Origin of the sequence: Acinetobacter sp. YH12102 (genome assembly GCF_013419125.1) — a bacterium.
Lineage (GTDB): Bacteria > Pseudomonadota > Gammaproteobacteria > Pseudomonadales > Moraxellaceae > Acinetobacter > Acinetobacter pseudolwoffii.
In genome coordinates, this window is record NZ_VPAS01000001.1 from 40906 (window position 1) to 64743 (window position 23838).

Consider the following 23838-nt stretch of genomic DNA (forward strand, 5'->3'; position numbering starts at 1 on the left):
TTCCAAGGCAATTCTGTTCAATTTCGATTATGATTCTAACAATAGTTGTAGCTCAGACCCGAGTCAATTCATGCGAGAAATCATTCTTATATCATTTTTAGGACCTGACCAGCCTAATCAATTTACACGATTAATGCAGGTTTTGTCCGCCCATTCCCTACAGATTTTAGATGTGGGGCAAGCGGTTATTCATAATCAGTTAACCTTAGGTATTGTTGTAGCGTCTGATGACCAGACGGCGACAGCATTAGCCATGAAGGAAATCCTGATTCTAGCACATGATATCGGGTTAACTGTGCGCTTTAAACCGATCTCTGCGACTGAATATGATCAGTGGGTCAAAGAGGGTGGGCGCACACGTTATATCGTAACGGCATTGGCCCCTGAATTAAATGCCTCTCATTTGCAGGCCGTGACCCAGATTGTCTCGACTCAGGGTTTTAATATTGAAACCGTAACCCGTCTGTCTGGCCGTCCGGCCCTGGATGGCAGCAGTACCGGTCCGAAACGTGCCTGTATCGAATTTGGTTTAAAAGGACAAATGCTGGATGCCGCAGCCATGCGTGCTGCCTGTTTGCGTTTGTCCAGTGAACTGAATGTCGATGTTGCGGTTCAGGAAGACAATGCCTATCGCCGTAACCGCCGTCTGGTCTGTTTTGATATGGACTCGACCCTGATCGAACAGGAAGTGATTGATGAACTGGCGATTGAAGCAGGGGTCGGTGCGCAGGTTGCTGAAATCACCGAACGCGCCATGCAAGGTGAACTTGATTTTCAGGCCAGTTTCCGTGCCCGTGTGGCTTTATTGAAAGGCATGGATGCATCGGTACTGCCGAAAATTGCCGAGCGCCTGACCATTACCGAGGGTGCTGAACGCCTGATTTCGACTTTAAAAGCATTGGGTTACCGTACTGCAATTCTGTCGGGTGGTTTTCAGTACTTTGCCGAATATCTGCAAGGCAAACTGGATATTGATGAAGTACATGCCAATGCGCTTGATGTTCAGGATGGCGTAGTCACGGGTGAAGTCAAAGGTCATATTGTTGATGGCGCGCGTAAAGCTTTATTGCTTGGCGAAATTGCCAAAGAGATGGGAATTTCCCTGGAACAGACCATTGCAGTCGGTGATGGTGCCAATGACTTGCCAATGTTATCGATTGCAGGACTCGGTGTGGCTTTCCGTGCCAAGCCACTGGTGCGTCAAAATGCCACTCAGGCGATTTCCAGTGTGGGACTGGACGGGGTACTGTATCTGCTCGGGGTACACGATAAAGACCTGAATCAGGCATAAACACTCTTTTTGATAGAATAAACGCGACCTCAGGGTCGCGTTTTTTGATTGCCTTTGTACTAAGGTGACCAAGCCAGCAGAGAAGATTGACTATAAAAACATCGATCATCTTAAACGGAAAAATAATTTTTTCAGTCAATAACAGCCCTGATAATTTTGTAATGACACGCCAACATTGACACAGTCATTGATCCACAAAAATGCCAAAAGCAAAAAATGTAATGACAATATAGTATCGCGACAAAGTATGTCGTGAGACCAGATCACAGGACTTTTTTTATGCAAAAAACTCAGCATAATGCAGGCATAGAGATACAAATCAACAGATTCCATTTTATTGATTGAACGAAATTCAATAGATAGAACCGTTGCAATATCAAACAGGCAAACTATCTATTTGGATGGAGGGGTTTATATGGTAACAGCGAATTTAGCAACGATCGTGGGCTTCAGTTTAGTCGCTGCAGCTGTAGTTGCTGTGTTCTTCTCGCCTTATCGTCGCTGGTTGAGTTTTATGGCAGCCGGGATGTTGGTCTGGGGCTTGATTGAGATGATTCGTGTAGGCACACAAGCCTGGTTTGATCTGCCAATGACCTATAGTTATCTGAGTGCATTGACAGCAGTCATGATGGTGGTCACTTTCTTATTATTGCGTGAAGACCGTCGTGCAGAGCGTGCCTTGGCAAAACGCCGTTGTATCGAACATACGCCAGTCTATGAAGATGACCAGCAGCAGCTTTCGAGCCGTTAAGTCTACAAATCGCAAAGAAAAAATGCACCCACGGGTGCATTTTTTAGCTTAGAAATATGATACAAACTGCTTAATCAACCTAGCCAAGAATTATGCTAGGATATTTGTCAATTTTCGTACAATTAGAATAGGCATCCTCCATGAAACTGTCGTCCATTCCTGTGTTAAAACTTCCTCTTATTGATATGAGTACCGATCCACTGGACTTGTTGGTCGCGGGTCTGGCTTTACGTATGAAGCAATTGGCACGTACCAGCCCAAAATTTATTGAACTGGTACATGAGCGTCAATTCCGGATCCAGATTGGCACAGATGAAGGTATGGCACGTCAGATCATTGTCAATAATGGCCAGATTGATACGGTTTCAGGTGATGCAGAGAAAGCAGATTTTGTATTGCAGTTTGCTGATAGTGAACAGGGTGTAAAGACCTTGGTCAAAGGTGACCCGACGGCATTTATGACCGGCATGCAAAGTGGCACGATCAAAATGGAAGGCGACTTTGGCCTGTTGGTCTGGTTTAACCAAGTGGCGAAGATGATTCCACCAAAACTGCCAAAGCCAGTCAAAGAAAAAGTGAAAATGGTACGTCAGTTTATTAAAGAGAAAACGGGTCGTTGATATATGAGGAGAAGCATTGCTTCTCCTTAATTTTAGAGATTTTCATGTCATCAGAATTAATTAGCTTTTTAATGGGATTAGGTGCTAGTTCACTATTATTATTTATTTTTAAAAACTGGTTTATTGAACGTTTAAAGCAAAGTATACAACACGAATACTCTATAAAAATAAGTCGTTTAAATTCAGAATTAACTTTAAAAAATGAAACGCAGCTAAAGCAAATTAACAGTTTACTAGAGCTTCAAACACTAACTTTAAAACAAGTCAATGAATCCTACAATAGATCTCTTTCATAAATCAAAAAATGATCTTCTTTTTGGTTAATATTTGCACTCCAGATTTCTTGGCATTCGTGCATAATCTGCGGATGAAATACATCGATTCACACAAGCTTTCTGATCCTCAGTTCAAACGATATACGGGCATCTCATGGTCAACTTTCTATTTGATGGTTGAACAATTGCAGAAGCATGTCCCTGCCAAAGGCAGACCGCCCAAGTTAAGCCTAGAAGACCAGGTTCTGCTCTGCCTGAGCTATTGGCGGGAATACCGAACCTTATTTCACGTTGCGACGAGTTACGGGGTTTCAGAGCCCACAGCCTCAAGAATTGTCCGTCATGTTGAAGACTGCCTGATTCGGTCCAATCTTTTTAATTTACCCAAAGATTTACCCGAGGGCGAAGGCATTGACTGGAATGTTGTGATCGTGGATGCCACAGAAATTCCAATCCAAAGGCCTAAAAAAACAGAAGAAAAGCTATAGCGGCAAGAAAAAGACCCATACCTTTAAAGTACAGGCCATGATTCACTACAAGACTCAGCAAATTCTGAGTTTATGTAGCAGTCGCGGTGCAGTGCATGATTTCGAGTTGTTCAAACGCAATTTAAACCAGATTCCTTCAGGAGCCTTTGTTCTTGCAGATAAAGGTTATCAGGGGATTTATACTTTGTATCCCAATAGCCTGTTGCCTTTAAAAGCCAAAAGATGCTGTAAATTGGATCCTGAACTAAAAATCTATAATCAGGAAATCAATAAAAGAAGAATAGCAATTGAGCATGTATTTGGCAGTCTAAAAACTTTCAAGATCCTTGCGGAACGTTATCGCAATAGAGCTAAAAGACTTGGTTTGAGATTCAATCTAATTGCTGGAATTTATAACTTGGAGCTGAGTAAAAAATGATTTATGAAAGAGGTCTAATTTACATTATTCTAAAGTTTCTGAAAGGAAGTTAGATGCTTTAGAAAAAACTTGGGATGTGTTTTTGAGATTATCCAAAGATTCTCCAGGGATTATAGGTGGACTGGTAGATATTTTTACAGTAGATGAATATGAATGGTTATTTCGGAGAGAAAAATATCAAAATATTGTAAATAGCCAAGACCATGAAACGTTAGTTTCAGAATTTTTAGCATTTACTTACCCGATAGAGAGTCTAAGAATATACATAGGAGACAGTCTTTGGGAATTACTATTTATATTTAGAGCGATAATTTTAAGGATACATTATCTAATCTTATCTAGTTGTGAAGATACCTCGAAAGGTTTTGCGTGGCATCTAGATAACCTAATTTTGCAGCATTTGGATAGATTGCTAACTAGTAAGGAAAAAGAAGTTTTTGAAAACATGCAGATCGGTAAGTTTAGCTATATCCGAAGTATAATTATTTCTAGGGTTTTACTTGAGATTAATGAAACTATGAGTGGTAAAAGAGCTACTGAAGATATGATTCAGCAAGCTACTTCTACACAACAGTTTCTTATGAATTCAAAAATTTAACTATTCAACTTCCAGATTAAATGTCACCGGTCCATCATTGACCAAATGGACTTTCATGTCGGCGGCAAAAATACCGGTTTGCACATGTTCAAACTGGCTTTGGGCATATTCTACCAGCTGCTCATAAAGTGCTTTAGCCTCGGCAGGTGGCATGGCGGGACCAAAGTCGGGACGTAAACCTTTTTGGGTTTGTGCCATCAGGGTAAATTGTGAAACCAGAAGCAAACCACCTCCGGCTTGGGCAACATTCCAGCCCATTTTGCCCTGTTCATCATCAAAGAAGCGGTATTTCAATATCTTATCAATCAGCTTTTTGCCTTTTTCCAGACTGTCATCTTTACCTAAACCTAGAAAAACCAGAATTCCTTTTTCAATTTCCCCGGTGGTTTCACCCTCGACCACGACTTTAGCTTCTAAAACTCTTTGTAATAAGGCACGCATTTTACATATGAACTGCTAATGATAGATGGACGTGATTGTAGCAAGAATAAAATCTGGAACAGTATGAGATGCTGATTTTATGAGCTTTAAATATCTGAAAATCAATTGATTAATTTTTATAAATTCATTAAAACGATTGAATTAATAAAAATAATCTGTTTTATCTATTTATTGCGTTCGCGTATCTTAGCCCATGCAGGAAAGGTAATAAATTGAGAGATTTAGAAATGTTTAAGCGTTCATTACTGGTTGCAATGCTTGCAACTATCACAGCTGCACAAGCTGCTCCTTTAACGAAAGACAATGGCGCGCCAGTCGGTGATAACCAGAACTCAATCACAGCAGGCCCAAATGGTTCAGTCTTGCTTCAAGACGTTCAATTGGTACAAAAACTACAACGTTTTGGTCGTGAGCGTATTCCGGAGCGTGTGGTACATGCGCGTGGTACAGGGGCTTATGGTGAATTCGTTGCAACTAAAGACCTGTCTGACTTAACAATTGCTTCTCTATTCAAGACCGGTACTAAAACTCCAGTTTTTGTACGTATGTCTACGGTAATTCATGGTAAAGGTTCACCGGAAACCCTGCGTGACCCGCACGGTTTCGCGATCAAGTTCTATACTCAAGAAGGGAATTGGGATCTGGTCGGTAACCAGACACCGGTATTCTTCATCCGTGATGCGATCAAATTCCCGGACTTCATTCATGCAATGAAGCCAAGCCCGGTGACAAACGTACAAGATGCCAACCGTGTATTTGACTTCCTGTCGAGCCAGCCATGGGCTACCAACATGCTGACTTATGTGTACGGCAAACAAGGTGTGCCCACCAGCTACCGCGAACAGGACGGTTTCGGTGTACATGCTTACAAGCTATATAACGACAAGGGCGAATACAAATATGTGAAATTCAACTTCCGCTCGCAACAAGGCGTGAAGGGTTTGAATGTGAAAGAAGCTGCCGTGCAACAGGGCAAAGACTTCAATCACTTGACCAATGATCTTTATAACAACATTTATGCCGGCAACTTCCCGAAATGGGATCTGCATATCCAGGTACTGGATCCAAAAGATCTCGGCAAATTTGATTTTGACCCACTTGATCCCACCAAGATCTGGCCAACTGACTTAGTTCCAGAAGTGAAAGTGGGGACATTGACCCTGAACCGCATGCCAAAGAACTTCTTCAATGAGACTGAACAGTCGGCATTTGCACCAGGTAATCTGGTTCCGGGTATTGAGCCATCGGAAGACCGTCTGCTACAAGGCCGTATCTTCTCTTACTCAGATACGCAAATGTATCGTCTGGGTGTGAATCACCAGCAAATTCCGGTGAACCGTCCAGTGGTTGCTGTAAATAACAACAACCAGGAAGGTTATATGAACGTGTCTGAGCGTGATTCGGATGTGAACTATGAGCCAAGCCGCAAAGAGCCAAAAGCTGCAACTGCAAAAGCACGTGCGGTACAAACACCATTATCGGGTCATGTACAGCAAATCGGTGTGAAAGAGCAGAACTTCAAGCAGGCAGGTGAGCTGTACCGTTCGTATACTGCCAAAGAGAAAGATGACTTGATTATGAACCTGGCTGCGGACTTAGGTGCAGTAAAAGATTCAGAAACCAAGCACATCATGTTGTCTTATTTCTACAAGGCAGATGCCGACTACGGTACACGTATGACCAAAGCGGTGAAGGGCAACATCGCAACGGTCAAAGCCAAAGCAGCACAACTCAAAGACTGATTTCGATTGGTCGATCAGGATTGGTGACTAGGGTTTAAGAATTCACCTCCGCAAAGTCCTGTAGAACTCCAAACCTTTCCTGCACCCTAGGGGGAGTTCTACAGGCACTCCGTTTTACTCATCTTATCTAATCTGAATAGAATCATTTTCGATTCATGTCTCTATTTGATTTCTGTTGGAGTTCATTATGAAAGCTATGCAGCATGCTGTTTTAGCCAGTATTCTCGCGATAGGTTCCATATTCGCAAACGTGGCCACCGCCAAGGAGATCTCCCCCGCTAAAACTGTGGAAAATGTTCAGATGAGCTCACAACAGGAATTAGTTGCATTGTTTTTTGCCGCAGCCAAAACCGGCAATCACGAAGTGATTCATGAATTTCTAAAGTATGGTTTTCCGGTTGATGTACGCAATAGTGCCGGTTTTACCCCACTGATGATGGCGACCTATTATGGTCATCAAACTATTGTGACGACCTTGCTCAATCATGGTGCTGATCGTTGCGCCCGCGACAATAAAGGCAATACCGCATTGATGGGGGCACTGTTTAAAATGGAACTTGCGATTGCCAAACAGCTGCGTCAGGTCGACTGTGATGCCCAAGCCAAGCAGACCGGGCAAAAGACCACAGCCGAATTTGCCAAGGTGATTGGTCAGGAAAAACAGCTGCAGAAAATCATTCAGGAACAGGGGAAAACCCCAGGCCAGTTGCCGAAATAAAACCCCTTATACTCTGATACTTTTGTCGCGAATTCAGCTAGCTGTACGTAAATCCTGCAATATTGCATAAAATTTTATGCTTTAATGTTGAGATAAGCACAGCGATATTTCCTTAGTTATGGCTCCAATTATCCGTTCCCTGTTAGATACTGACTTGTACAAATTCACCATGTTACAAGTGGTATTACACAAGTTTCCGCAAACGCATAGTGTCTACCATTTTCGTTGTCGTAATCTGGAAGATACAGTCTATCCACTGACGGATATTCTGGATGATCTCAATCATCAACTTGATCTGTTGTGTCAGCTCAACTTTAAAGAAGACGAGTTGCAATATTTAAGAAGTCTGCGTTTTATCAAGAGTGATTTCGTCGATTATCTGGAACTGTTTCAACTGAAACGCCGTTTTATTCAGGCCAGTATCGATAGCGAAGGTCGTTTAGATATCACCATTGAAGGCCCGATGGTTCAGGCGATGATGTTTGAAATCTTCGTACTGGCAATTGTCAATGAACTGTATTTTAGCCGGATCCGTAGTCCTGAAGTGCTGGCTGAAGGTGAGCGCCGTTTACAGGCAAAAATACAATTATTAAAAGAATACGATGCATCGCAACATCCACATGATCCGCCATTTTTAGTGTCGGATTTTGGGACACGTCGCCGTTATAGTTTCGAATGGCAAAAGCATGTGGTAGAAGAATTCAACAAGGCTGCACCACATGTCTTCCGTGGTACCAGTAATGTGTTATTGGCCAAAGAGCTGGGAATTACCCCGATTGGCACCATGGCGCATGAATTCCTGCAAGCATTTCAGGCGCTTGACGTGCGTCTGCGTAATTTCCAGAAATCTGCACTGGAAACCTGGGTACAGGAATATCGTGGTGATTTAGGCATTGCCCTGACCGATGTGGTCGGTATGGATGCTTTCCTGCGTGATTTTGACCTGTATTTTGCCAAACTGTTTGACGGCCTGCGTCATGACAGTGGTGATCCCTATGTTTGGGGTGACAAGGCCTATGCACATTATAAAAAACTGAAAATTGACAGCAAAACCAAAATGCTGACTTTCAGTGATGGTCTGAATCTGGAAAAAGCCTGGAAACTGCATCAATACTTTAAAGACCGTTTTCAGGTCAGTTTCGGGATTGGCACCAACCTGACCAACGACATGGGCCAAACCCCCTTAAATATCGTATTGAAACTGGTGGAATGTAACCGTCAGTCGGTGGCAAAAATTTCGGACAGTCCAGGCAAAACCATGACTGATAATGATACTTTCCTGGCTTATTTGCGTCAGGTTTTCGAGATCACTGAACCTGCTTAAGCACATTTTAGACATGAGTAATTTTAAAAACCGCTTCGCTACAGGGGCGGTTTTTTTATACAAGATGGCTTTTTAGCATGACTTATCTAAAATCCTGCTAATCATCTTAAAAGAAACCGCATAAGTGTAAAAATGAGCTGTGCTAAGATCAAAACAATTTGACCCATCATAGCCATGATAACGATGATAGCTTCAGCTTTTAATTTTGGTCTGCTGATCGAGGCAGAAGATTTAGTTCCCTATTTGGGCCATGAAAAACTTCGTATTGTCGACCTGAGTCGTGCTTCTGTGTATGAACAGCTGCATATTCCGCATGCACTTCATTTAAAGCCAAAAATGCTGGTGCGTCAGGATGAATATAGCATGGGCTTATTACCGGACGCGGAAGGTTTGCAGGCCTTAATTAATTATCTGAATATTTCACCTGAATATCATGTCGTGGCCTATGATGATGAGGGCGGTGCATGGGCAGGGCGTCTGCTCTGGAATCTACATTGTCTGGGTTTCGAAAATACCAGCTTGCTAAATGGTGGTATTCATGCCTGGCTTGGTGCCGGTTTGCCGACCTCTTCCGATCAGGAAATATTTAACCCGGTGAGTCACTTGGTTCCTGTCAATCTTGAGAATAAAGCATCGTTTCAGATTGACTATGCTGAATTGCGCCAGCTTGTTGAAAATGAACGAGTTCAACTCTGGGATTGCCGGACTGAAGATGAATATACTGGTCTGCGTTTGGCAGCGCGACGCGGTGGTCATATTCCGGGAGCTCGTCATTTTGAATGGAGTACTGCCCTTAACCGTGAAAATCATTTAAAATTGCACCCCTTACCACGTACCCAGCAGCGTCTGGAACAACTCGGTTTCGATTTAAATCAGCCAGTTGTGGTGTACTGCCAGTCCCATCACCGTTCAGGTCTGGCCTATATTTTAGGTCGCCTGTTGGGCTGGAAAATTCGAGCCTATGATGGTGCGTGGAGTGAATGGGGCAACCGCCTCGATAGTCCAATCGCCACAGGGGAGTTGCCATCTTGAGCATCACATCACGTTTAAAACAGCAGTTTTTTATTAAAGCTCAACGATTAGTCCCGCAACATCGCTTGTCTCGTGTGGTGGGTAAAGTTGCAGCCAGCGAAAACCCGATTATCAAAACAGCGGTAATTAGCGCCTTTAAGGCACAGTACGACATTGATATGTCGATTGCTGAACAGGCTAATGCACTGAAATTCAAATCATTTAATGAATTCTTTACCCGTGCCCTGAAAGAGGGTGTCCGTGCAGTTGATCCAGATACTAGCAGTATTGTTTCGCCAGCAGATGGTGCAATTTCCCAGTTGGGTAAAATTGAAAATGGTGATGTATTCCAGGCCAAAGGCCAGAAATTTACTGTAGAAGCGCTGATTGCTGACCCGCAACTGGCTGAACCCTTCAAAAATGGTGAGTTCGCGACCGTGTATTTATCGCCGCGTGATTATCATCGGGTGCATATGCCATTTGCCGGCACCTTGACGGAAACATTGTATGTCCCAGGCGAGCTGTTCTCGGTGAATCAGGTGACTGCAGAAAATATTCCGGGCCTGTTTGCCCGCAATGAACGCATGGTCTGCCTGTTTGATACGGAAATTGGCCGTATGGCAGTAGTGTTGGTCGGCGCGATGATTGTGGCCGGTATTGAAACTGTTGCCACCGGCAAAGTGAAGCCATCTGGTCGTATTGAATTGAACCAGCATAATTTATATTTGGAAAAGGGTGCTGAACTGGGCCGGTTCTACCTTGGTTCAACTGCAGTGATTTTATTTGAAGAACATAAAATGCAGTGGGATGCCGCGTTCAAGGCCAATTCTTTGGTGAATATGGGTGAAGCATTGGGGCATACGGTTTAAAGATTTTAGCCTCTTGTATCCTCCCCCTTTTTCAAAGGGGGATCGAGGGGGATTAATCCTGAATGATATAAATCCTCCCTTGCGGAGCAATGCTCCTCACCCTTTTCCAAAGAGGGAAGGATACAAAAAAAGCGCCATCAGGCGCTTTTTCTCATTTAAATCTTTAGCGTTTCACCACAATCGAATCAATGCCACTGTGTTGCAAGGTCTGCTGGGCAATCAGTGCCGCATCAGCCGAGTCATAAGGGCCTGAGACCACGCGATACCAGACTTTGCCATTTTCTACGCTTCTGACCACATCAGCAGACAGGCCATTCAGAATAATTTCCGCACGGCGGGCATCGGCCTGATCCGGATCATCAAAGCTGCGTACTTGCAGAATATAGCTGACCGGAGCTGTAACCGGTGCTTCGCTGACTTCCAAGCCAGGTTCGGTGCTTGCTGCAGCTTCAGGAACTTCAGGTCGAGGTGCTTCTACAATCACCACAGTATCCTGTCTTTTAGCTTCAGGTACCGCCTGTTCAGGAATCGGAGTTACTTGTTGTTGTGGCAACAAATCGTAAAAACGGTAATCCTTATTGGTGTCTTCTTCCTGGACAGATGCTGTAGTCGTTTGAGTTTTAGGCTTAACCGGTTCCCATGGCTTCCACAACATCAGTGCCATTAAAAAACTCAACACGATTAAAATGATCACGAGTGTGCCGAGCCAGGTCGGAATCAGTGGCTTTTTAGGCTTATTCGGTCTTTCAGATACACCGCGTTGCGTTTTTCCAAACACTTGGGATTTCCTCTATATGGGGTTGCCTCATAGAAAAGGCATAACAGTGGTTATGCCTGACTATTATTTCATCCTATGTGATTAAGATCCAAATGTCATTATTTAGATCAAACTGCACACCAGATTTATACTTGAGCTATTTTTTCAAATAGCTGGCAGAATCTAGCCAGGTATTTTCTGAACAGCTAAAACAACAGTTTTCGTTGTGGCTTCGAGTAGAGCTTTTGTCTTGCGAGCATGCAAAACAATCTATACATGCTTACTCAAGCGAAGCTTTCGCCTTGCGAGCATGCAAAGCGGTGCTTTGCTTACATGCTCTCAGGCGCAGACACACCTAAAAGTTCTAAGCCATTACGCAATACCTGACGTACGTTCACTGATAACAGTAAGCGCGCCTGAGTCAGTTCAGCATCATCACCGAGTACCTTATTGTCGTTGTACCAGCCGTGGAACAAGGCTGCCAGCTCTTTCAGGTAGTTGCCGATTTGATGTGGCTCATGGCTGTTTGCAGCACGCACCAGAATTTCTGGATAGGCAGCCAGTTTAGCCAGAACTTCGGTTTCAGCATCCAGCTCAAGTCGGGCAGCCAAACTACGCGCTGCCGCAGCGTCAAAATTCACACCTGTAGAGGCCGCTTTTTCTAACATACGGCAGATTCGGGCATGCGCATACTGGATGTAATACACAGCATTGTCTTTGCTTTGCGACACCGCTAAGTCTAGATCGAAATCGATGTGTTGTTCAGATTTACGCATCACATAGTAGAAACGTGCAGCATCGTTGCCGACTTCTTTACGCAGATCACGCAAGGTCACGAACTGACCTGAACGAGATGACATTTGTACCATCTCGCCACCGCGCCACAGGCTGACAAACTGAACCAGAAGCACTGTTAATTTCTTCGAGTCATAGCCCATCGCATCAATCGCTGCTTTTACACGTGCGATATAACCGTGGTGGTCTGAACCCCAGATATCAATAATATCGGTATAGCCACGTTGTAATTTATTCAGGTGATAGGCAATGTCAGAGGCAAAGTAGGTGGTCTGGCCATTACGGCGTTTCACTACACGGTCTTTTTCATCACCAAATTCAGTCGACTTGAACCAGATATTGCCATCTTTTTCGTACAGGAAACCACGTTGATCTAAGGTCTGTAAGGCTTCTTCAATTTTGTCGGTTAATGATTCTTCGCTGAACCATTGGTTGAAAGTGACACCAAATTCGCCCAGGTCATCTTTAATATCGTCCAGAATCGCTTTGAGTGCTGCCTGTAGGAAGACACGGTAGCCTGTACCAATCAACGCCTGAGAATTAAAGATCAAACCATCAATGTGTTTTTCTTTATCGCCAGACACCACCACTTTGTTGCCATCTGCATCCAGTTCAGCAGCGAATTGCACATCTTCCGGTACATCTTTATACACATCCGCAACCGGGCGGACATAAGCATCGCCATCCTGGTCAATAATGCTTTGCGCGATTTCTTTGACATAGTCGCCTTGGTAAGCATTTTTCGGGAAGACCAGTTCCTGACCATTTAACTCTAAATAACGCAGGTAAGTTGAAGTGGCCAGAATGTCCATTTGACGGCCAGCATCATTGACATAGTATTCGCGATCTACTTTGGCACCAGTCGCCTCTAAAAGATTGGCAACGGTCATGCCATACGCGGCACCACGACCATGACCCACGTGCAGGCTAGAGGTCGGATTGGCAGAGACAAATTCAACCTGAATGCGTTTGTCCGCATTGACCTGGGTGCGACCATAAGCATCTTGCTGTGCTTGAATTTGATCGAGTACCACAAAGCGCTGGTCTGCATTGAGGAAGAAGTTAATAAAACCAGGACCTGCGATTTCCGCTTTGCTGATATCTGCCACTTCAGGAAGAACAGCAAGCATTTTTTCTGCTAAATCACGCGGCTTCATACCCGCAGCTTTAGAGGCAATCATCGCGATATTTGAGGCGAAATCACCGTGTGTTCGGTCTTTGGTACGCGTCAAACTACTGCTGTTTTTCCAGTCAGATGGGAGGACACCTTCAGCTTGAAGGGATTGCACTGCATGTTCTAGAGCTGCTTGGATTGCCGTGTTCATAATCAGTCGAAAATAAATGTCGCAGAAAAACAGCAAATATAGCAAATTTCATGCTCTTTAGGTAAACGCATTTCTAGGGAATCAAAAGGAGCGGGTCACTTAGTCGGAAATTTTGGGCTGAATAAATGCAGAATCACTGGATGAATCTCATGAAAATACAAGCAGTTTTAGCTTAAAAATGCCCATAAAAAAAACACTGCGCCACAGTGCGATATTTGGCTTATATTAGTCATCTGAGAATAGTAAGAAGAGCATGCCGTGGCTGCACCACAACGTCCGACCATTATCGGTGATATTCCTAAACTTCCTGCAAAATGGGCCTTGATTATTGTGCCTTTTATCCTGTCTTGCCTGATGAGTGGCATCATTTCCATGATCAATATGCTGCGTAATCTGGGCTGGATTGAAGGCTTTATGGCGCTCTGGTTCCATAACTGGATGATTTCCTGGGCGATTGCCTTTCCGATTGTGGTGACCTTATTGCCCTTTGTACGCAAGTTTACCGGGCTACTGGTCGATATGTCCGGCCCTCAGGCACCAAAATAAATTTCCTTCAGAATCGCCAGATCGAAGCTGAAGGGCTTCACACGGGTTAAAGGATGATGGATTAAGGCAGGGCTTATTGTTTAAAGCAGATGTTCGACCGCTGCACGAATGATCCCCAACACCAGACCGATGCAGGCACCGACCACAACGCCATTGACCCGGATCATATGAAGGTCACCGCCGACTTCATTTTCAATCTTGTCGATCATCTCGCTGGAATCCCATTCGTGAATGCGTTCGCTGATAAAGCGAATCACTTTTTCACTGTACTGGTCACTCAGGTCAACCGCGATCGCGCTGAGGCGTTTATTCAACAGCTCACGGACTGAGGCATTCGAGATAATGTTTTCTCCCACTTGCTGAATGGCAATCCTGAGATTTTCAGCAATACCGGAATCGGCTTTCTGCAAGTCGGTTTTGATCGCATCACATAAAATCACCACCGCACCACTGATAAAATTCAGCACTTGTGGACTGTCCAGTAAGGCATCTTTGGTTTCATTCAGGCGACGACTTGCTTCACTGTCATTATCCGCCAGCTGCAACATCCAGTTTTGTCCCATCTCCTCAATTTTCAGCCGCCACGGATGATCCGGGTCGGCCAGCATCGCTTCAACCCTCTGAATGACAGAATCAATACTGCGTTGCTGTACATCAATTCCAATCCAGCTCGCGCCTTTGGCCAGTTTCCAGACTCCCATTTCCTTGAACAGGTTGCGGGTCAGTTCCCGGGTTTCTTCAGGATGTGAGCTCATCCAGGCATGTACCACGTCTAGGCCGCGTTGCAGTACATCCTGATGAAAATCATTTTCGAGTACGGCGCGCAGCATCTCGCTGGCCAGGGTATTGATCTGGGTGTTCTTGACCCATTGCACGCTATTATTCTGGATAAATCCGGCAATCTGTTCCTGCCCGACAAATTCGAAAACTTTAGGCACGGTTTGCTGGATCACCTGGGTGACCTGGGCATTATTCTGCGGATTCGCCAGCCAGCGCCCCGCGGCCAGACTCAGGTCGGTACTGGCCAGACTGCGCTGTACAATTTGCGGAGAGAGAAAATTTTCCTGCACAAAACGGCCCATTGACTCTGCAATACGGGCCTTGTTGCGGGGAATGATTTCGGTATGGTCACGTAAAAATTTCGGGATCGGCAAGCGGCCAAAAGGATTACGGAACAGTACGGTAATCGCATACCAGTCAGCCAGACCACCGACCACACCGGCTTCTGCAGAGAGCATCAGGATATGAATCAGCCAGACATATTCGGGCAGCAGCTTGGCAGCAAGCATGAGTGCCAACCAGATCAGTACCGCGACCACCAGCGCGATGGTCGCAAAACGTTTACTGCGTTGTAAGCTCGGTGAGATACGCTCTGTCTGCATAGATCATCCTGTCAAGAGGGATTGGCCGGTTGCGGTTGCAGCACTGCGCCGGATGGACTTAGACCATATTTAGTCCCAAGTGACTGTAAAATCAAGCGCGCATCGAAAGCATCGCTAGGTGCCTGACCGGCTTTAAAGCATTCAATGGTATAGGCCACCTGAGCAGGATCCAGGCTGACAGTATAAGGACGGTCATAGAACGGGTCTGGCCAGAACCCCGGATAGCGACGGTAATAACCATATGGATAATAGCTCGGTGCCGGATAGACGATCGCCTGACGTGGCGGTTGCTGGGTACGATTACTTGGATCATTCAGCACTCTAAAGAACTGAAAGCCATTTTGCACAGTGGTCTGCGCGGCTTTGAGCAGGGTAATTTCCTCAGCCGTGCCAAAGCTCATATTGGGCCGGGCCTGAAACCCAATCCGATAGGTGTTGCTGTTGAGGGGCGTGGTACTGTAGCGGCCCAACTGATCAAAGCTTAAAGGCTTTGAGGGTGTCGTTGCACAGCCACTCAGACCCAGTACCGCAATGAGAGCCAGCCCGCAGAGGGTATATTTCATGTTCGATCTCCTGATGCAATGATCCAGTCCAGATAGCGGAGCTTAAAAACTCTTAAAAACTACTGTCTGGCTGGGTCAGGAAAGTTAATTCTTCCGCTGTCGATTCCCGGCCTAAAAGCTGGTTTCGATGCGGATAACGTCCGAAACGGTCAATAATCACTTTATGTCTTAGCTCATAGTCCAACACAGTTGGATTATCCAGCGCTTCAAACAGCTGCAATGCCACTTCATGGATACGTGTTGACTCACTGTGCATAAAGGGCATGTATAAAAAACGGCGGTAGACTGGATCAAGCGCTTGATCGAGTTTTAACTGGATCATTTCCTGAGCCAGAACCAAAGCCATACCATCTTGAGCAAAAGCACGTGGATCATTGCGATATAAATTACGGGATAACTGATCCAGGATAATGATTTCGGCCACCCGGCCTGCTGGCGTTTCTCGCCAGGTCCATAATTCGCCTTGTGCGGCCTGCCGATGCAAGACGCTAAACTTTTCAGCCAGTAAGGCATCAAAGGCTGCGCTTTTAACAAACCAGTTCGGTTCTGCGGCCGGGGAAAACCAGAAGTCTAAAAAATCTTGATAATTCATATGCTTTATTGTTTGCCTCTGCTCATTTAATTATAAAATCACAAATTTCACATGTCTTATAGGGGAAGTTTGTGTTAAAAAATTGCCAAATTAAAAATCAATAGTTTGCCTGAAAACTAGACAGCCTATCATGTGCCGGCCAGAAATCACGGTATACTGATTAAACTGATGATTTTAATTTAATAGTTTAGCCCCTTTAAGCGAGATTGTAATGAGTCAACCTGAACCGACTTCCCAAAATGTGTTACCGACCTGGGTAGAGTCGTCACTCATCAAAGGCATGCTGCGTGGTATTGAGCGTGAAAGCTTACGTATGCAGAGTGATGGTTTCCTGTCACAGGCAGGGCATCCGCGTGCCTTGGGTTCAGCCTTGACTCATCCACATATCACCACAGACTATTCTGAAGCCTTAATGGAGTTTATTACGCCGCCGCAGGACACGATCAAAAAAGCCTTGGACTATCTCACTGATATTCACGCGATTGTGCATCGTCATCTGGAAAATGAGGAAAAACTCTGGCCGATGTCAATGCCCTGCATGCTGGATAGCCGCGATGAAAGTATTCCGTTGGCGCAGTATGGCAGCTCGAATATCGGCTTATTTAAAACCTTGTATCGTCATGGCTTGGGGGTGCGTTATGGTCGCCGTATGCAGACCATTTCAGGGGTGCATTATAACCTGTCTTTCCCGGATCATCTGTTCGAAGCCTTACAGCAGCAGGAGCAGGATGAAGCACTCAAGGACTTAAGCCTGCAGGATTATCGCAGCCACCGCTATATGGGACTGATCCGTAACTTTATTCGTCTGACCCCACTGGTGATGTTCCTGGTCGGTGCCAGTCCGGCAGTCTGCCAGTGCTTTATGACCGGTCGTGATCATCATCTATTGCCCTTGGTAAAAGGCACCCTGTATACCCCTTATGCGACAGCATTGCGTATGGGACGATTTGGCTACCAGAACTCAGCCCAGAAACAGCTCGGCATTCACTATAATAACTTGCAAGACTATCTAGAAGGACTGCAAAAAGCAGTCAAAACGCCGTATAAACCCTTTAGTCGTCTTGGACTAAATGCAGCAGATGGCCAGCCGACTCAGATCAATGATCATGTGCTGCAAATCGAAAATGAATATTACAGTCTGGTACGTCCGAAGCAGGTGCCACAAGAGGGTGAAACCCCATCTCAAGCGCTGGAAAATCGCGGGATTGCCTATGTCGAGCTGCGGGCAGTCGATGTCAATCCATATAGCCCGATTGGCATCAATGAAGACACCGCCGGCTTCCTGGAAGTGGTGGCCTTGTATTGTTTATTGCAGGACAGTCCAGCACTTTTCGGTGAGGAGCAGGAGATCATTGAGCAGAATCAGACCGAAGTGGTAAATCGTGGCCGTGCGCCGAATGCTGCAATTCTGGCAGATGGTCAATGCTATCCGATTGAAGACTGGTGTGCCATACATCTGCAACGCATGCAGCCTCTGGCCGAGCTGCTCAATCAGACCTATGCAACCGACCTGTATAGCAATGCCATGAAGATGATGCAGATCCGGGTCGATGAAGTTGATGCAACTTTATCTGCCCTGGTGGTGGGCGATACACGCACTCAAGGCAGTATGTGGCACTTTGGCCAGCATCTCGCTCAGCAACATAGCAGTGTTTATGAAACACATCAGCTCAGCCCGGAAACACTGGCTTATTTTGAAGAAATGTCACAAAAGTCATTGCAGCAACAACAGCAACTCGAGCAAGATAGCAGCGTCAGTTTTGCTGATTATTTAGCCCAATATCGATAAAAAATAAGAGGATTCACCATGCAATGGGGTTATCGCTTCGTGAGTGGTATGTTATTTTTGGCTGCTGTCATTGGAATGGCATTTGCCTTATATCTTGAGCATGTACAAGGCCTGGTGCCTTGTCCACTCTGTGTGTTTCAGCGTGTGGGATTAATTGGACTGGGGATCATCTCACTCATCGCATGTCTGCATAACCCTAAATCCAATATCATGAAGCGGCTCTATGCCTTGCTAGGTTCGCTGAGTATTTTATGGTCTGTGGGCGTCGCTGCCCGGCATGTCTGGTTACAGAATCTGCCACCGGATCAGGTGCCGAGCTGTGGTCCTGGCCTGGAATACTGGCTGGAAACCTTGCCAATGCAGTCGGTATTGCAACAGGTACTCAATGGTTCTGGCGAGTGTGCCACCATTGACTGGATTTTCTTGGGGCAATCTTTGCCGGTCTGGTCTCTGATCTTCTTTAGTATTTTATTGCTGGTCAGTCTATGGCAACTGCTGCGCAAATATAAAACTGCACCGGTTAAACGGCTCAGAGATAAATATTAATAAGTTCGCATTAACAAGCCCTCAATTGAGGGCTTGTTAATGCGCTGAAAGTTAAGTCAGGGCAATACCTTCCAGACTTTCCAGATCAATTGTATATTCACGAATTTGATCAAAGGCTTCATCTTCTACACTTGGATAGAACCAGCGTGCCACCTGTTCGGCGACCAGCGGATGATATTGAATCTCGAAATGGTTCAAGCCATAGAAAATAGCCTTGTGGGCATCCGGAACTTTGAGCTGGAAACGCGGATTGGGATGCTCGCCCAAAGCGCTTTTGATACTGACCAGATAGTCGCCAATCACGTGCAGGGTCTTGTTTTTGCGGTTTTCAAATTCGATCGTACCCGCAACCAGATAGGTGTCGATATGCGACGGGATCGGGGCAGGTTTACGGTTGTCATCCATAAAGCCGATCCGAAGCGCATTATGCTCCCAGTCATCATCACGGACGCTGCCATGGCGTAAATCCAGAATCCCATTACTGCGAATATTGACCAGATGACCAATCAGCCGGATCAGCGGGAAATGTCCAAGTTTGTCCTGCAAGCTAAACCCAAAACGTTCCAGAACAGCACCATGATGCGGTGAACCGAGACAGACCAGATTCTCCACCATATTGATCCAGCCATACATATTCTGCTTGCCATAAAACAGCGCACTACGAGAGACCAGCCCCCCCATGCTATGCCCGATCAGGTCAATACTGGTAATTCTCGGATTGCGAGCAACTAGATCCTGCAAGGTATTGGCCAGACTGCGGCCATTGGCTGAAATTCGCCGACCAGTATTGTAATTCAGATACAGCATGGTATTGCGGTCGCGCTGGGCCAGTAATTTTTCTCCAATCCCTTCATATTTTCGATTTGACCAGTCTAAATGGTTCATGCATAAGCCATGTACAAACAGGGTAATCCGTCCGCTCAGCTCACCATTTTGCAATGAGCCATAATGATCATAGATCACCATGGGCAAGGCCAAAGGGTTTTGATATTTCAGCAGATAATCCCCAATAATGCCATTTAAGGCACTGACCAGAAAATGCAAGGAAGGCGTCAGCGGCTTATTATGCAGTTTGGGAAAACGTTCAATAATCTGGCGTAGACCGGGTGCAATCAGGGTATTGCCATAATGAAACAGCATGTCATAGGACATTTGATAGAGCCGGGCAATCGATGGAATATTCTGAATTTTTTGTGAATTATTTTCACTTAAACCAAAAATACTCATTAAAATTTCACGTTGAATACTCTTGATCAGTTCCTGAATCACGTCGTTAAAGCGCGTCGTCACCAGCTGCGCCAGACCTTCCAGTACATCGGCCTGACTCGGTGGGGTTCGGTCCCAGCGACAATAGGTTTCATGTAACGGTGTCAAACTTGGCATCTGATGCTGTCCTTTCAATGAGCCGCATGATTTGTCATCTTTCTTTTTAAAGAACTTCGCGGTATAAATTCTTTTTCTTGTCGAGTTTCCAGATATTGAGGCCTTCATTCTAAAATAGCGAGAATTACAGAATACTTCTGGCTTTTTTGTCAGACAATTTAAGTAATTAACGGGTCTGATATTGTAGTGTACTTCACATTTTTTAAATTAAATTTTGATGATGAATGGGTTTTTTGTTGGTAGTTCATGAATATTATTTATTTGCATGGCTTTAAAAGTAATGCCCACTCGATCAAGGGGACATTGCTGCAACACTACTGTGCAAAATACTCCGGGGTTCAGGTGCATTTGCCTGATTTAAATATGTCGCCACTGGCTGCGATTCAGCAGCTTTCCGAGCGGATTCAGTCAATGCAAGATGTGGCGCTGGTGGGCAGCAGTCTCGGCGGATTCTATGCGACATATCTGGTCGCACAGCATGCTGTGCCTGCTGTACTGATTAATCCGGCAATGCGACCATGGCAACTGTTTCGTGAACTGTTTGACGAGCAACTGCCTTTGCAGGTGCATCCGAACTGGTGTCTGGATGATGTGGATCTTCGACAACTGCAACAATTGGCCCTGCCAGTTGCACAAGATGCAGACAAAATGCTGGTTCTGCTGCAACAAGGCGATGAAGTTTTGGATTATCGTGAAGCACATCGTTATTATAGTGCTGCGCGTCCCCCTGCAATGCTGATGACCGAAGCAAATGGCAGTCACGGGATGGATGATTTTGCGGAGAAAATTCCGCTGCTTTTACAGTTTTTGTTGGACTGCATAAAAAAGGAAACCGAATAACGTGTCTCAATATACGGCTCAATCTCTTGAAGTTTTATCTGGTCTGGATCCGGTACGTCGTCGTCCGGGCATGTATACCGATACCTCTCGTCCGAACCATCTGGCGCAGGAAGTGATTGATAATGCTGTCGATGAGGCCTTGGCCGGACATGCCAACAAGATTACCGTCACGGTCTGTAAAGATGGTTCATTATCTGTCGAAGATAACGGTCGTGGTATGCCAGTCGATATTCATCCCGAATATGGTCAAAGTGGTATTGAAATCATCATGACCAAACTGCATGCCGGTGGTAAGTTCAGCACCGATAACTACCAGTTTTCCGGTGGTTTGCATGGCGTGGGGATTTCAGTCGTTAATGCACTTTCGACCCGTGTAGAAGTTGAAGTTCAGCGTCAGGGCAACCTGTATAAAATGGCCTTTGAAAATGGTGAGCCGGTTGCACCTCTTGAAGTGCTGGCAGGCAAGGCGCCTAAACGTGCCTCGGGAACTACGGTACATTTCTGGCCTGAAACCAAATACTTCGATTCACCCAAATTTGCCTTAAAAGCTTTAAAGCATAATCTCAAAGCCAAAGCGGTTTTGGCTGCGGGCTTACAGATCAATTATATTGACCAGATCAATGACGAAAAGATCAGCTGGCAGTTTGAAAATGGTCTGGTCGACTATTTGATGGATGAGCTTGAGGATCGTGAAATCATTCCTGCACCGGCTTTTGTTGCAACAGGTGACGCTGAGCGTGCCAGTGCCGAGTTTGCGATTTGCTGGAATGTAGAAGGCGGCGATAGCATTCAGGAGTCCTATGTCAACCTGATTCCGACCGCGCAGGGCGGTACCCATGTCAATGGTTTACGTTCAGGCGTGACCGATGCCATGCGTGAATTCTGTGAGCTGCGTAATCTGTTGCCGCGTAATATGAAACTCTCTGCGGAAGATGTCTGGGATGGTGTCAACTATATTCTGTCGCTGAAATTCCAGGAGCCGCAGTTCTCGGGACAAACCAAAGAGCGTCTGTCGAGTCGTGAAGCCTCAGGTACGGTGCAAAATATTGCCAAAGATGCATTTGCACTCTGGCTAAACCAGAATTCTGATATCGCGATGCAACTGGCTGAAATGGCCATTTCTAAAGCGGGTCGCCGTTTAAAAGCCGCGAAAAAAGTAGAACGTAAAAAAATTGTGGCCGGTCCAACCTTGCCGGGTAAATTATCCGACTGTGTTGGACATGATCTGGATCAGTCGGAACTGTTTATTGTGGAAGGCGATTCTGCGGGTGGTTCTGCCAAACAGGCGCGTGATAAAAACTTCCAGGCGATCATGCCCATTCGCGGTAAAATTCTAAACACTTGGGAAGTCTCTTCGGATGAAGTTTTGGCATCGCAAGAAGTACATAACATCGCGATTGCGATCGGGGTCGATCCGGGTTCAGATGACCTGTCAGAACTACGTTATGGCAAAATCTGTATTCTGGCCGATGCCGATTCCGACGGTCTGCATATTGCAACTTTGCTCTGTGCCCTGTTCGTCAAGCATTTCCCAACCTTGGTGGAAGAAGGGCATTTATTCGTTGCCATGCCGCCCTTGTATCGGATTGATGACAACAAAGACGTGCACTATGCCCTGGATGATGACGAGCTCAATGGTATTTTGAAAAAATGCAAAAGCAAAAATCCGCAAATTACCCGATTCAAAGGTCTGGGCGAGATGAATGCCAGCCAGTTACGTGAAACGACCTTAGATCCAAATACACGCCGTTTGGTGCAGCTGGATTTGGATGATAGTCATTTTACCGCAGGTTTACTGGATAAGTTACTTGCGAAAAAACGTGCCAGTGACCGTAAGGAATGGTTAGAGCAAAAAGGCAATCTGGCAGATATTATTGTGTAATAGCACTCTTTTTTAGATCAAGAGCCCGCAACTGCGGGCTTTTTGCTGGCTTGAATCTAAGCCCTATTTTTTCGATCTGAGTGCTGATATTTTTATATCTGAAACCGATTAATTCTCTACTTTTAAGAAAACTCCTGCCGCTGAAACATTATGCCCAAAGCCACAACCTGAATCACCACTATTTTGCTTAAGCACTGCACGACTTCCGAGTTTGGCATCAAAGCCGAAAGAGATATCGATTTTGCAGTCTTCAGAGCGATATTGTGCCTGTGTTTTATTCAGTGGCATCGTGGTATTAAATCCACCTAGATTTGGTCCATAAATCAAACTGCGTAAGCCCATATAGAGACCTTCATATTCGATCGCATAATGTTGCTGCTGTTTGACAATTTTCAGCGTACTCCAGGCACCAAAACCGGCATGCTGTACATAAGTACCTGCAAGTTGAGTGTCCTTTTTAGGTGGAGGAAGCTGTTTTAAATTAAACTGACTACTTTTAGCATCGGGGTAAACGGAGAACCAGGCACGTGCCCATTGAGGCTTGCCAAGTTTGCTATAGCTTAAACCCACATTATTAAATGCTGTTGTAATGGCTTGTTCAGAGAAAGAGGTTTTAGCTTCATCCCGGTTCATTTCACAAAAAGATGACCAGGCAGCTTGTTGCTTAAATTGTGCTATGGCCTGTTGATAGTGTTTTTGATCATAGAATTTTTTGCCATTATTGGCGTAGCTCTTCACTTTACTGCAGCTTGTACGAAGTTCTTTTTCAAAATCTGAATCGGCAAAAGTTAGTGTACTTAAAGTTAAAATACCAATACAACATAGAGATTTATACATTGTTTTACTCTGGACGACTTTGATCTGAATAAAACATAGCCAGCTTTGGAAGTAA

At 45.2% G+C, this 23838-nt stretch carries 25 protein-coding genes; 17 read left to right on the forward strand and 8 right to left on the reverse strand.

Annotated elements, in window-relative coordinates; all coding sequences use genetic code 11:
• Positions 1-70: 70 nt before the first annotated feature.
• The 7 genes from serB (at position 71) to FTU42_RS00240 (ending at position 4441) form a co-directional block, all read left to right on the forward strand.
• Positions 71-1291: a phosphoserine phosphatase SerB gene (gene serB / locus FTU42_RS00210; protein ID WP_100534551.1), complete on the forward strand. Its 1221-nt coding sequence runs from the start codon at positions 71-73 to the stop codon at positions 1289-1291.
• 415 nt (positions 1292-1706) lie between these two features.
• Positions 1707-2042 carry a ciprofloxacin tolerance protein AciT gene (aciT, locus tag FTU42_RS00215; RefSeq protein WP_074383829.1) on the forward strand — a complete coding sequence of 112 codons (336 nt, stop codon included), beginning with the start codon at positions 1707-1709 and terminating at the stop codon, positions 2040-2042.
• Between the two features lie 140 nt (positions 2043-2182).
• On the forward strand, positions 2183-2662 hold the full coding sequence (locus FTU42_RS00220; RefSeq protein ID WP_180082878.1) for an SCP2 sterol-binding domain-containing protein: 480 nt from the start codon (positions 2183-2185) through the stop codon (positions 2660-2662).
• Between the two features lie 44 nt (positions 2663-2706).
• Complete coding sequence (locus FTU42_RS00225) at positions 2707-2958, forward strand: hypothetical protein (RefSeq protein ID WP_180082879.1); 252 nt, start codon at positions 2707-2709, stop codon at positions 2956-2958.
• 71 nt (positions 2959-3029) lie between these two features.
• Positions 3030-3425 (forward strand): transposase family protein, encoded by a 396-nt coding sequence (locus tag FTU42_RS00230; RefSeq protein ID WP_180082880.1) that lies wholly within the window; start codon positions 3030-3032, stop codon positions 3423-3425.
• Entirely contained in the window at positions 3373-3843 is a 471-nt protein-coding gene (locus FTU42_RS00235; RefSeq protein WP_180082881.1) for a transposase family protein, read from the forward strand. Before FTU42_RS00230 ends, FTU42_RS00235 begins: the two co-directional genes overlap by 53 nt.
• Before the next feature lie 82 nt (positions 3844-3925).
• Positions 3926-4441 carry a hypothetical protein gene (locus tag FTU42_RS00240; RefSeq protein WP_180082882.1) on the forward strand — a complete coding sequence of 172 codons (516 nt, stop codon included), beginning with the start codon at positions 3926-3928 and terminating at the stop codon, positions 4439-4441.
• Here the strand turns inward: FTU42_RS00240 and dtd are convergent, their stop codons facing one another.
• Positions 4442-4882, reverse strand: coding sequence for a D-aminoacyl-tRNA deacylase (gene dtd / locus FTU42_RS00245; protein ID WP_180082883.1), 441 nt, complete (start codon positions 4880-4882; stop codon positions 4442-4444). It abuts the gene before it with no gap.
• A gap of 227 nt (positions 4883-5109) precedes the next feature.
• Here dtd and FTU42_RS00250 point away from each other — a divergent pair, with 227 nt between their 5' ends.
• The 5 genes from FTU42_RS00250 (at position 5110) to asd (ending at position 10546) form a co-directional block, all read left to right on the forward strand.
• Complete coding sequence (locus FTU42_RS00250) at positions 5110-6624, forward strand: catalase (RefSeq protein WP_180082884.1); 1515 nt, start codon at positions 5110-5112, stop codon at positions 6622-6624.
• Positions 6625-6811: 187 nt separating this feature from the next.
• A complete protein-coding gene (locus FTU42_RS00255; protein WP_180082885.1) occupies positions 6812-7342 on the forward strand; it encodes an ankyrin repeat domain-containing protein in 531 nt (176 codons plus the stop codon).
• A gap of 118 nt (positions 7343-7460) precedes the next feature.
• The gene (gene pncB / locus FTU42_RS00260; protein ID WP_100357001.1) at positions 7461-8666 is read left to right on the forward strand and encodes a nicotinate phosphoribosyltransferase; all 1206 of its coding nucleotides are present in this window, start codon (positions 7461-7463) and stop codon (positions 8664-8666) included.
• A gap of 183 nt (positions 8667-8849) precedes the next feature.
• The gene (locus FTU42_RS00265; protein WP_180082886.1) at positions 8850-9698 is read left to right on the forward strand and encodes a sulfurtransferase; all 849 of its coding nucleotides are present in this window, start codon (positions 8850-8852) and stop codon (positions 9696-9698) included.
• Positions 9695-10546 carry an archaetidylserine decarboxylase gene (asd, locus tag FTU42_RS00270; RefSeq protein WP_180050761.1) on the forward strand — a complete coding sequence of 284 codons (852 nt, stop codon included), beginning with the start codon at positions 9695-9697 and terminating at the stop codon, positions 10544-10546. Before FTU42_RS00265 ends, asd begins: the two co-directional genes overlap by 4 nt.
• A gap of 163 nt (positions 10547-10709) precedes the next feature.
• On the opposite strand, the gene FTU42_RS00275 is transcribed toward asd, so the two are convergent.
• Together FTU42_RS00275 and argS are read right to left on the reverse strand one after the other, a co-directional pair.
• The gene (locus FTU42_RS00275) at positions 10710-11324 is read right to left on the reverse strand and encodes an SPOR domain-containing protein (protein WP_180050764.1); all 615 of its coding nucleotides are present in this window, start codon (positions 11322-11324) and stop codon (positions 10710-10712) included.
• Positions 11325-11632: 308 nt separating this feature from the next.
• Entirely contained in the window at positions 11633-13423 is a 1791-nt protein-coding gene (gene argS, locus FTU42_RS00280) for an arginine--tRNA ligase (protein ID WP_180082887.1), read from the reverse strand.
• Between the two features lie 258 nt (positions 13424-13681).
• Between argS and FTU42_RS00285 the strand changes: the two genes are divergently transcribed.
• Positions 13682-13969, forward strand: coding sequence for a DUF2798 domain-containing protein (locus FTU42_RS00285; protein WP_159138402.1), 288 nt, complete (start codon positions 13682-13684; stop codon positions 13967-13969).
• An 80-nt stretch (positions 13970-14049) separates the two neighbouring features.
• On the opposite strand, the gene FTU42_RS00290 is transcribed toward FTU42_RS00285, so the two are convergent.
• The 3 genes from FTU42_RS00290 to FTU42_RS00300 are packed head-to-tail and all read right to left on the reverse strand — an operon-like array spanning position 14050 to position 16506.
• Complete coding sequence (locus tag FTU42_RS00290) at positions 14050-15351, reverse strand: DUF445 domain-containing protein (RefSeq protein ID WP_180082888.1); 1302 nt, start codon at positions 15349-15351, stop codon at positions 14050-14052.
• Between the two features lie 11 nt (positions 15352-15362).
• The gene (locus FTU42_RS00295; RefSeq protein WP_180082889.1) at positions 15363-15914 is read right to left on the reverse strand and encodes a hypothetical protein; all 552 of its coding nucleotides are present in this window, start codon (positions 15912-15914) and stop codon (positions 15363-15365) included.
• Positions 15915-15966: 52 nt separating this feature from the next.
• On the reverse strand, positions 15967-16506 hold the full coding sequence (locus FTU42_RS00300; protein WP_074383840.1) for a DUF924 family protein: 540 nt from the start codon (positions 16504-16506) through the stop codon (positions 15967-15969).
• Between the two features lie 211 nt (positions 16507-16717).
• Between FTU42_RS00300 and gshA the strand changes: the two genes are divergently transcribed.
• On the forward strand, positions 16718-18295 hold the full coding sequence (gene gshA, locus FTU42_RS00305) for a glutamate--cysteine ligase (protein ID WP_180082890.1): 1578 nt from the start codon (positions 16718-16720) through the stop codon (positions 18293-18295).
• An 18-nt stretch (positions 18296-18313) separates the two neighbouring features.
• Entirely contained in the window at positions 18314-18841 is a 528-nt protein-coding gene (locus tag FTU42_RS00310; RefSeq protein ID WP_074383842.1) for a disulfide bond formation protein B, read from the forward strand.
• A 51-nt stretch (positions 18842-18892) separates the two neighbouring features.
• Here the strand turns inward: FTU42_RS00310 and FTU42_RS00315 are convergent, their stop codons facing one another.
• Positions 18893-20224, reverse strand: coding sequence for a hypothetical protein (locus tag FTU42_RS00315; protein WP_005173301.1), 1332 nt, complete (start codon positions 20222-20224; stop codon positions 18893-18895).
• Positions 20225-20470: 246 nt separating this feature from the next.
• On the opposite strand from FTU42_RS00315, the gene FTU42_RS00320 reads away from it, so the two are divergent.
• On the forward strand, positions 20471-21064 hold the full coding sequence (locus tag FTU42_RS00320) for a YqiA/YcfP family alpha/beta fold hydrolase (RefSeq protein ID WP_180050768.1): 594 nt from the start codon (positions 20471-20473) through the stop codon (positions 21062-21064).
• A 1-nt stretch (position 21065) separates the two neighbouring features.
• A complete protein-coding gene (gene parE, locus FTU42_RS00325) occupies positions 21066-22946 on the forward strand; it encodes a DNA topoisomerase IV subunit B (protein ID WP_100354951.1) in 1881 nt (626 codons plus the stop codon).
• 108 nt (positions 22947-23054) lie between these two features.
• Here the strand turns inward: parE and FTU42_RS00330 are convergent, their stop codons facing one another.
• Positions 23055-23783, reverse strand: coding sequence for a hypothetical protein (locus FTU42_RS00330; protein ID WP_100356993.1), 729 nt, complete (start codon positions 23781-23783; stop codon positions 23055-23057).
• Between the last annotated feature and the right edge of the window lie 55 nt (positions 23784-23838).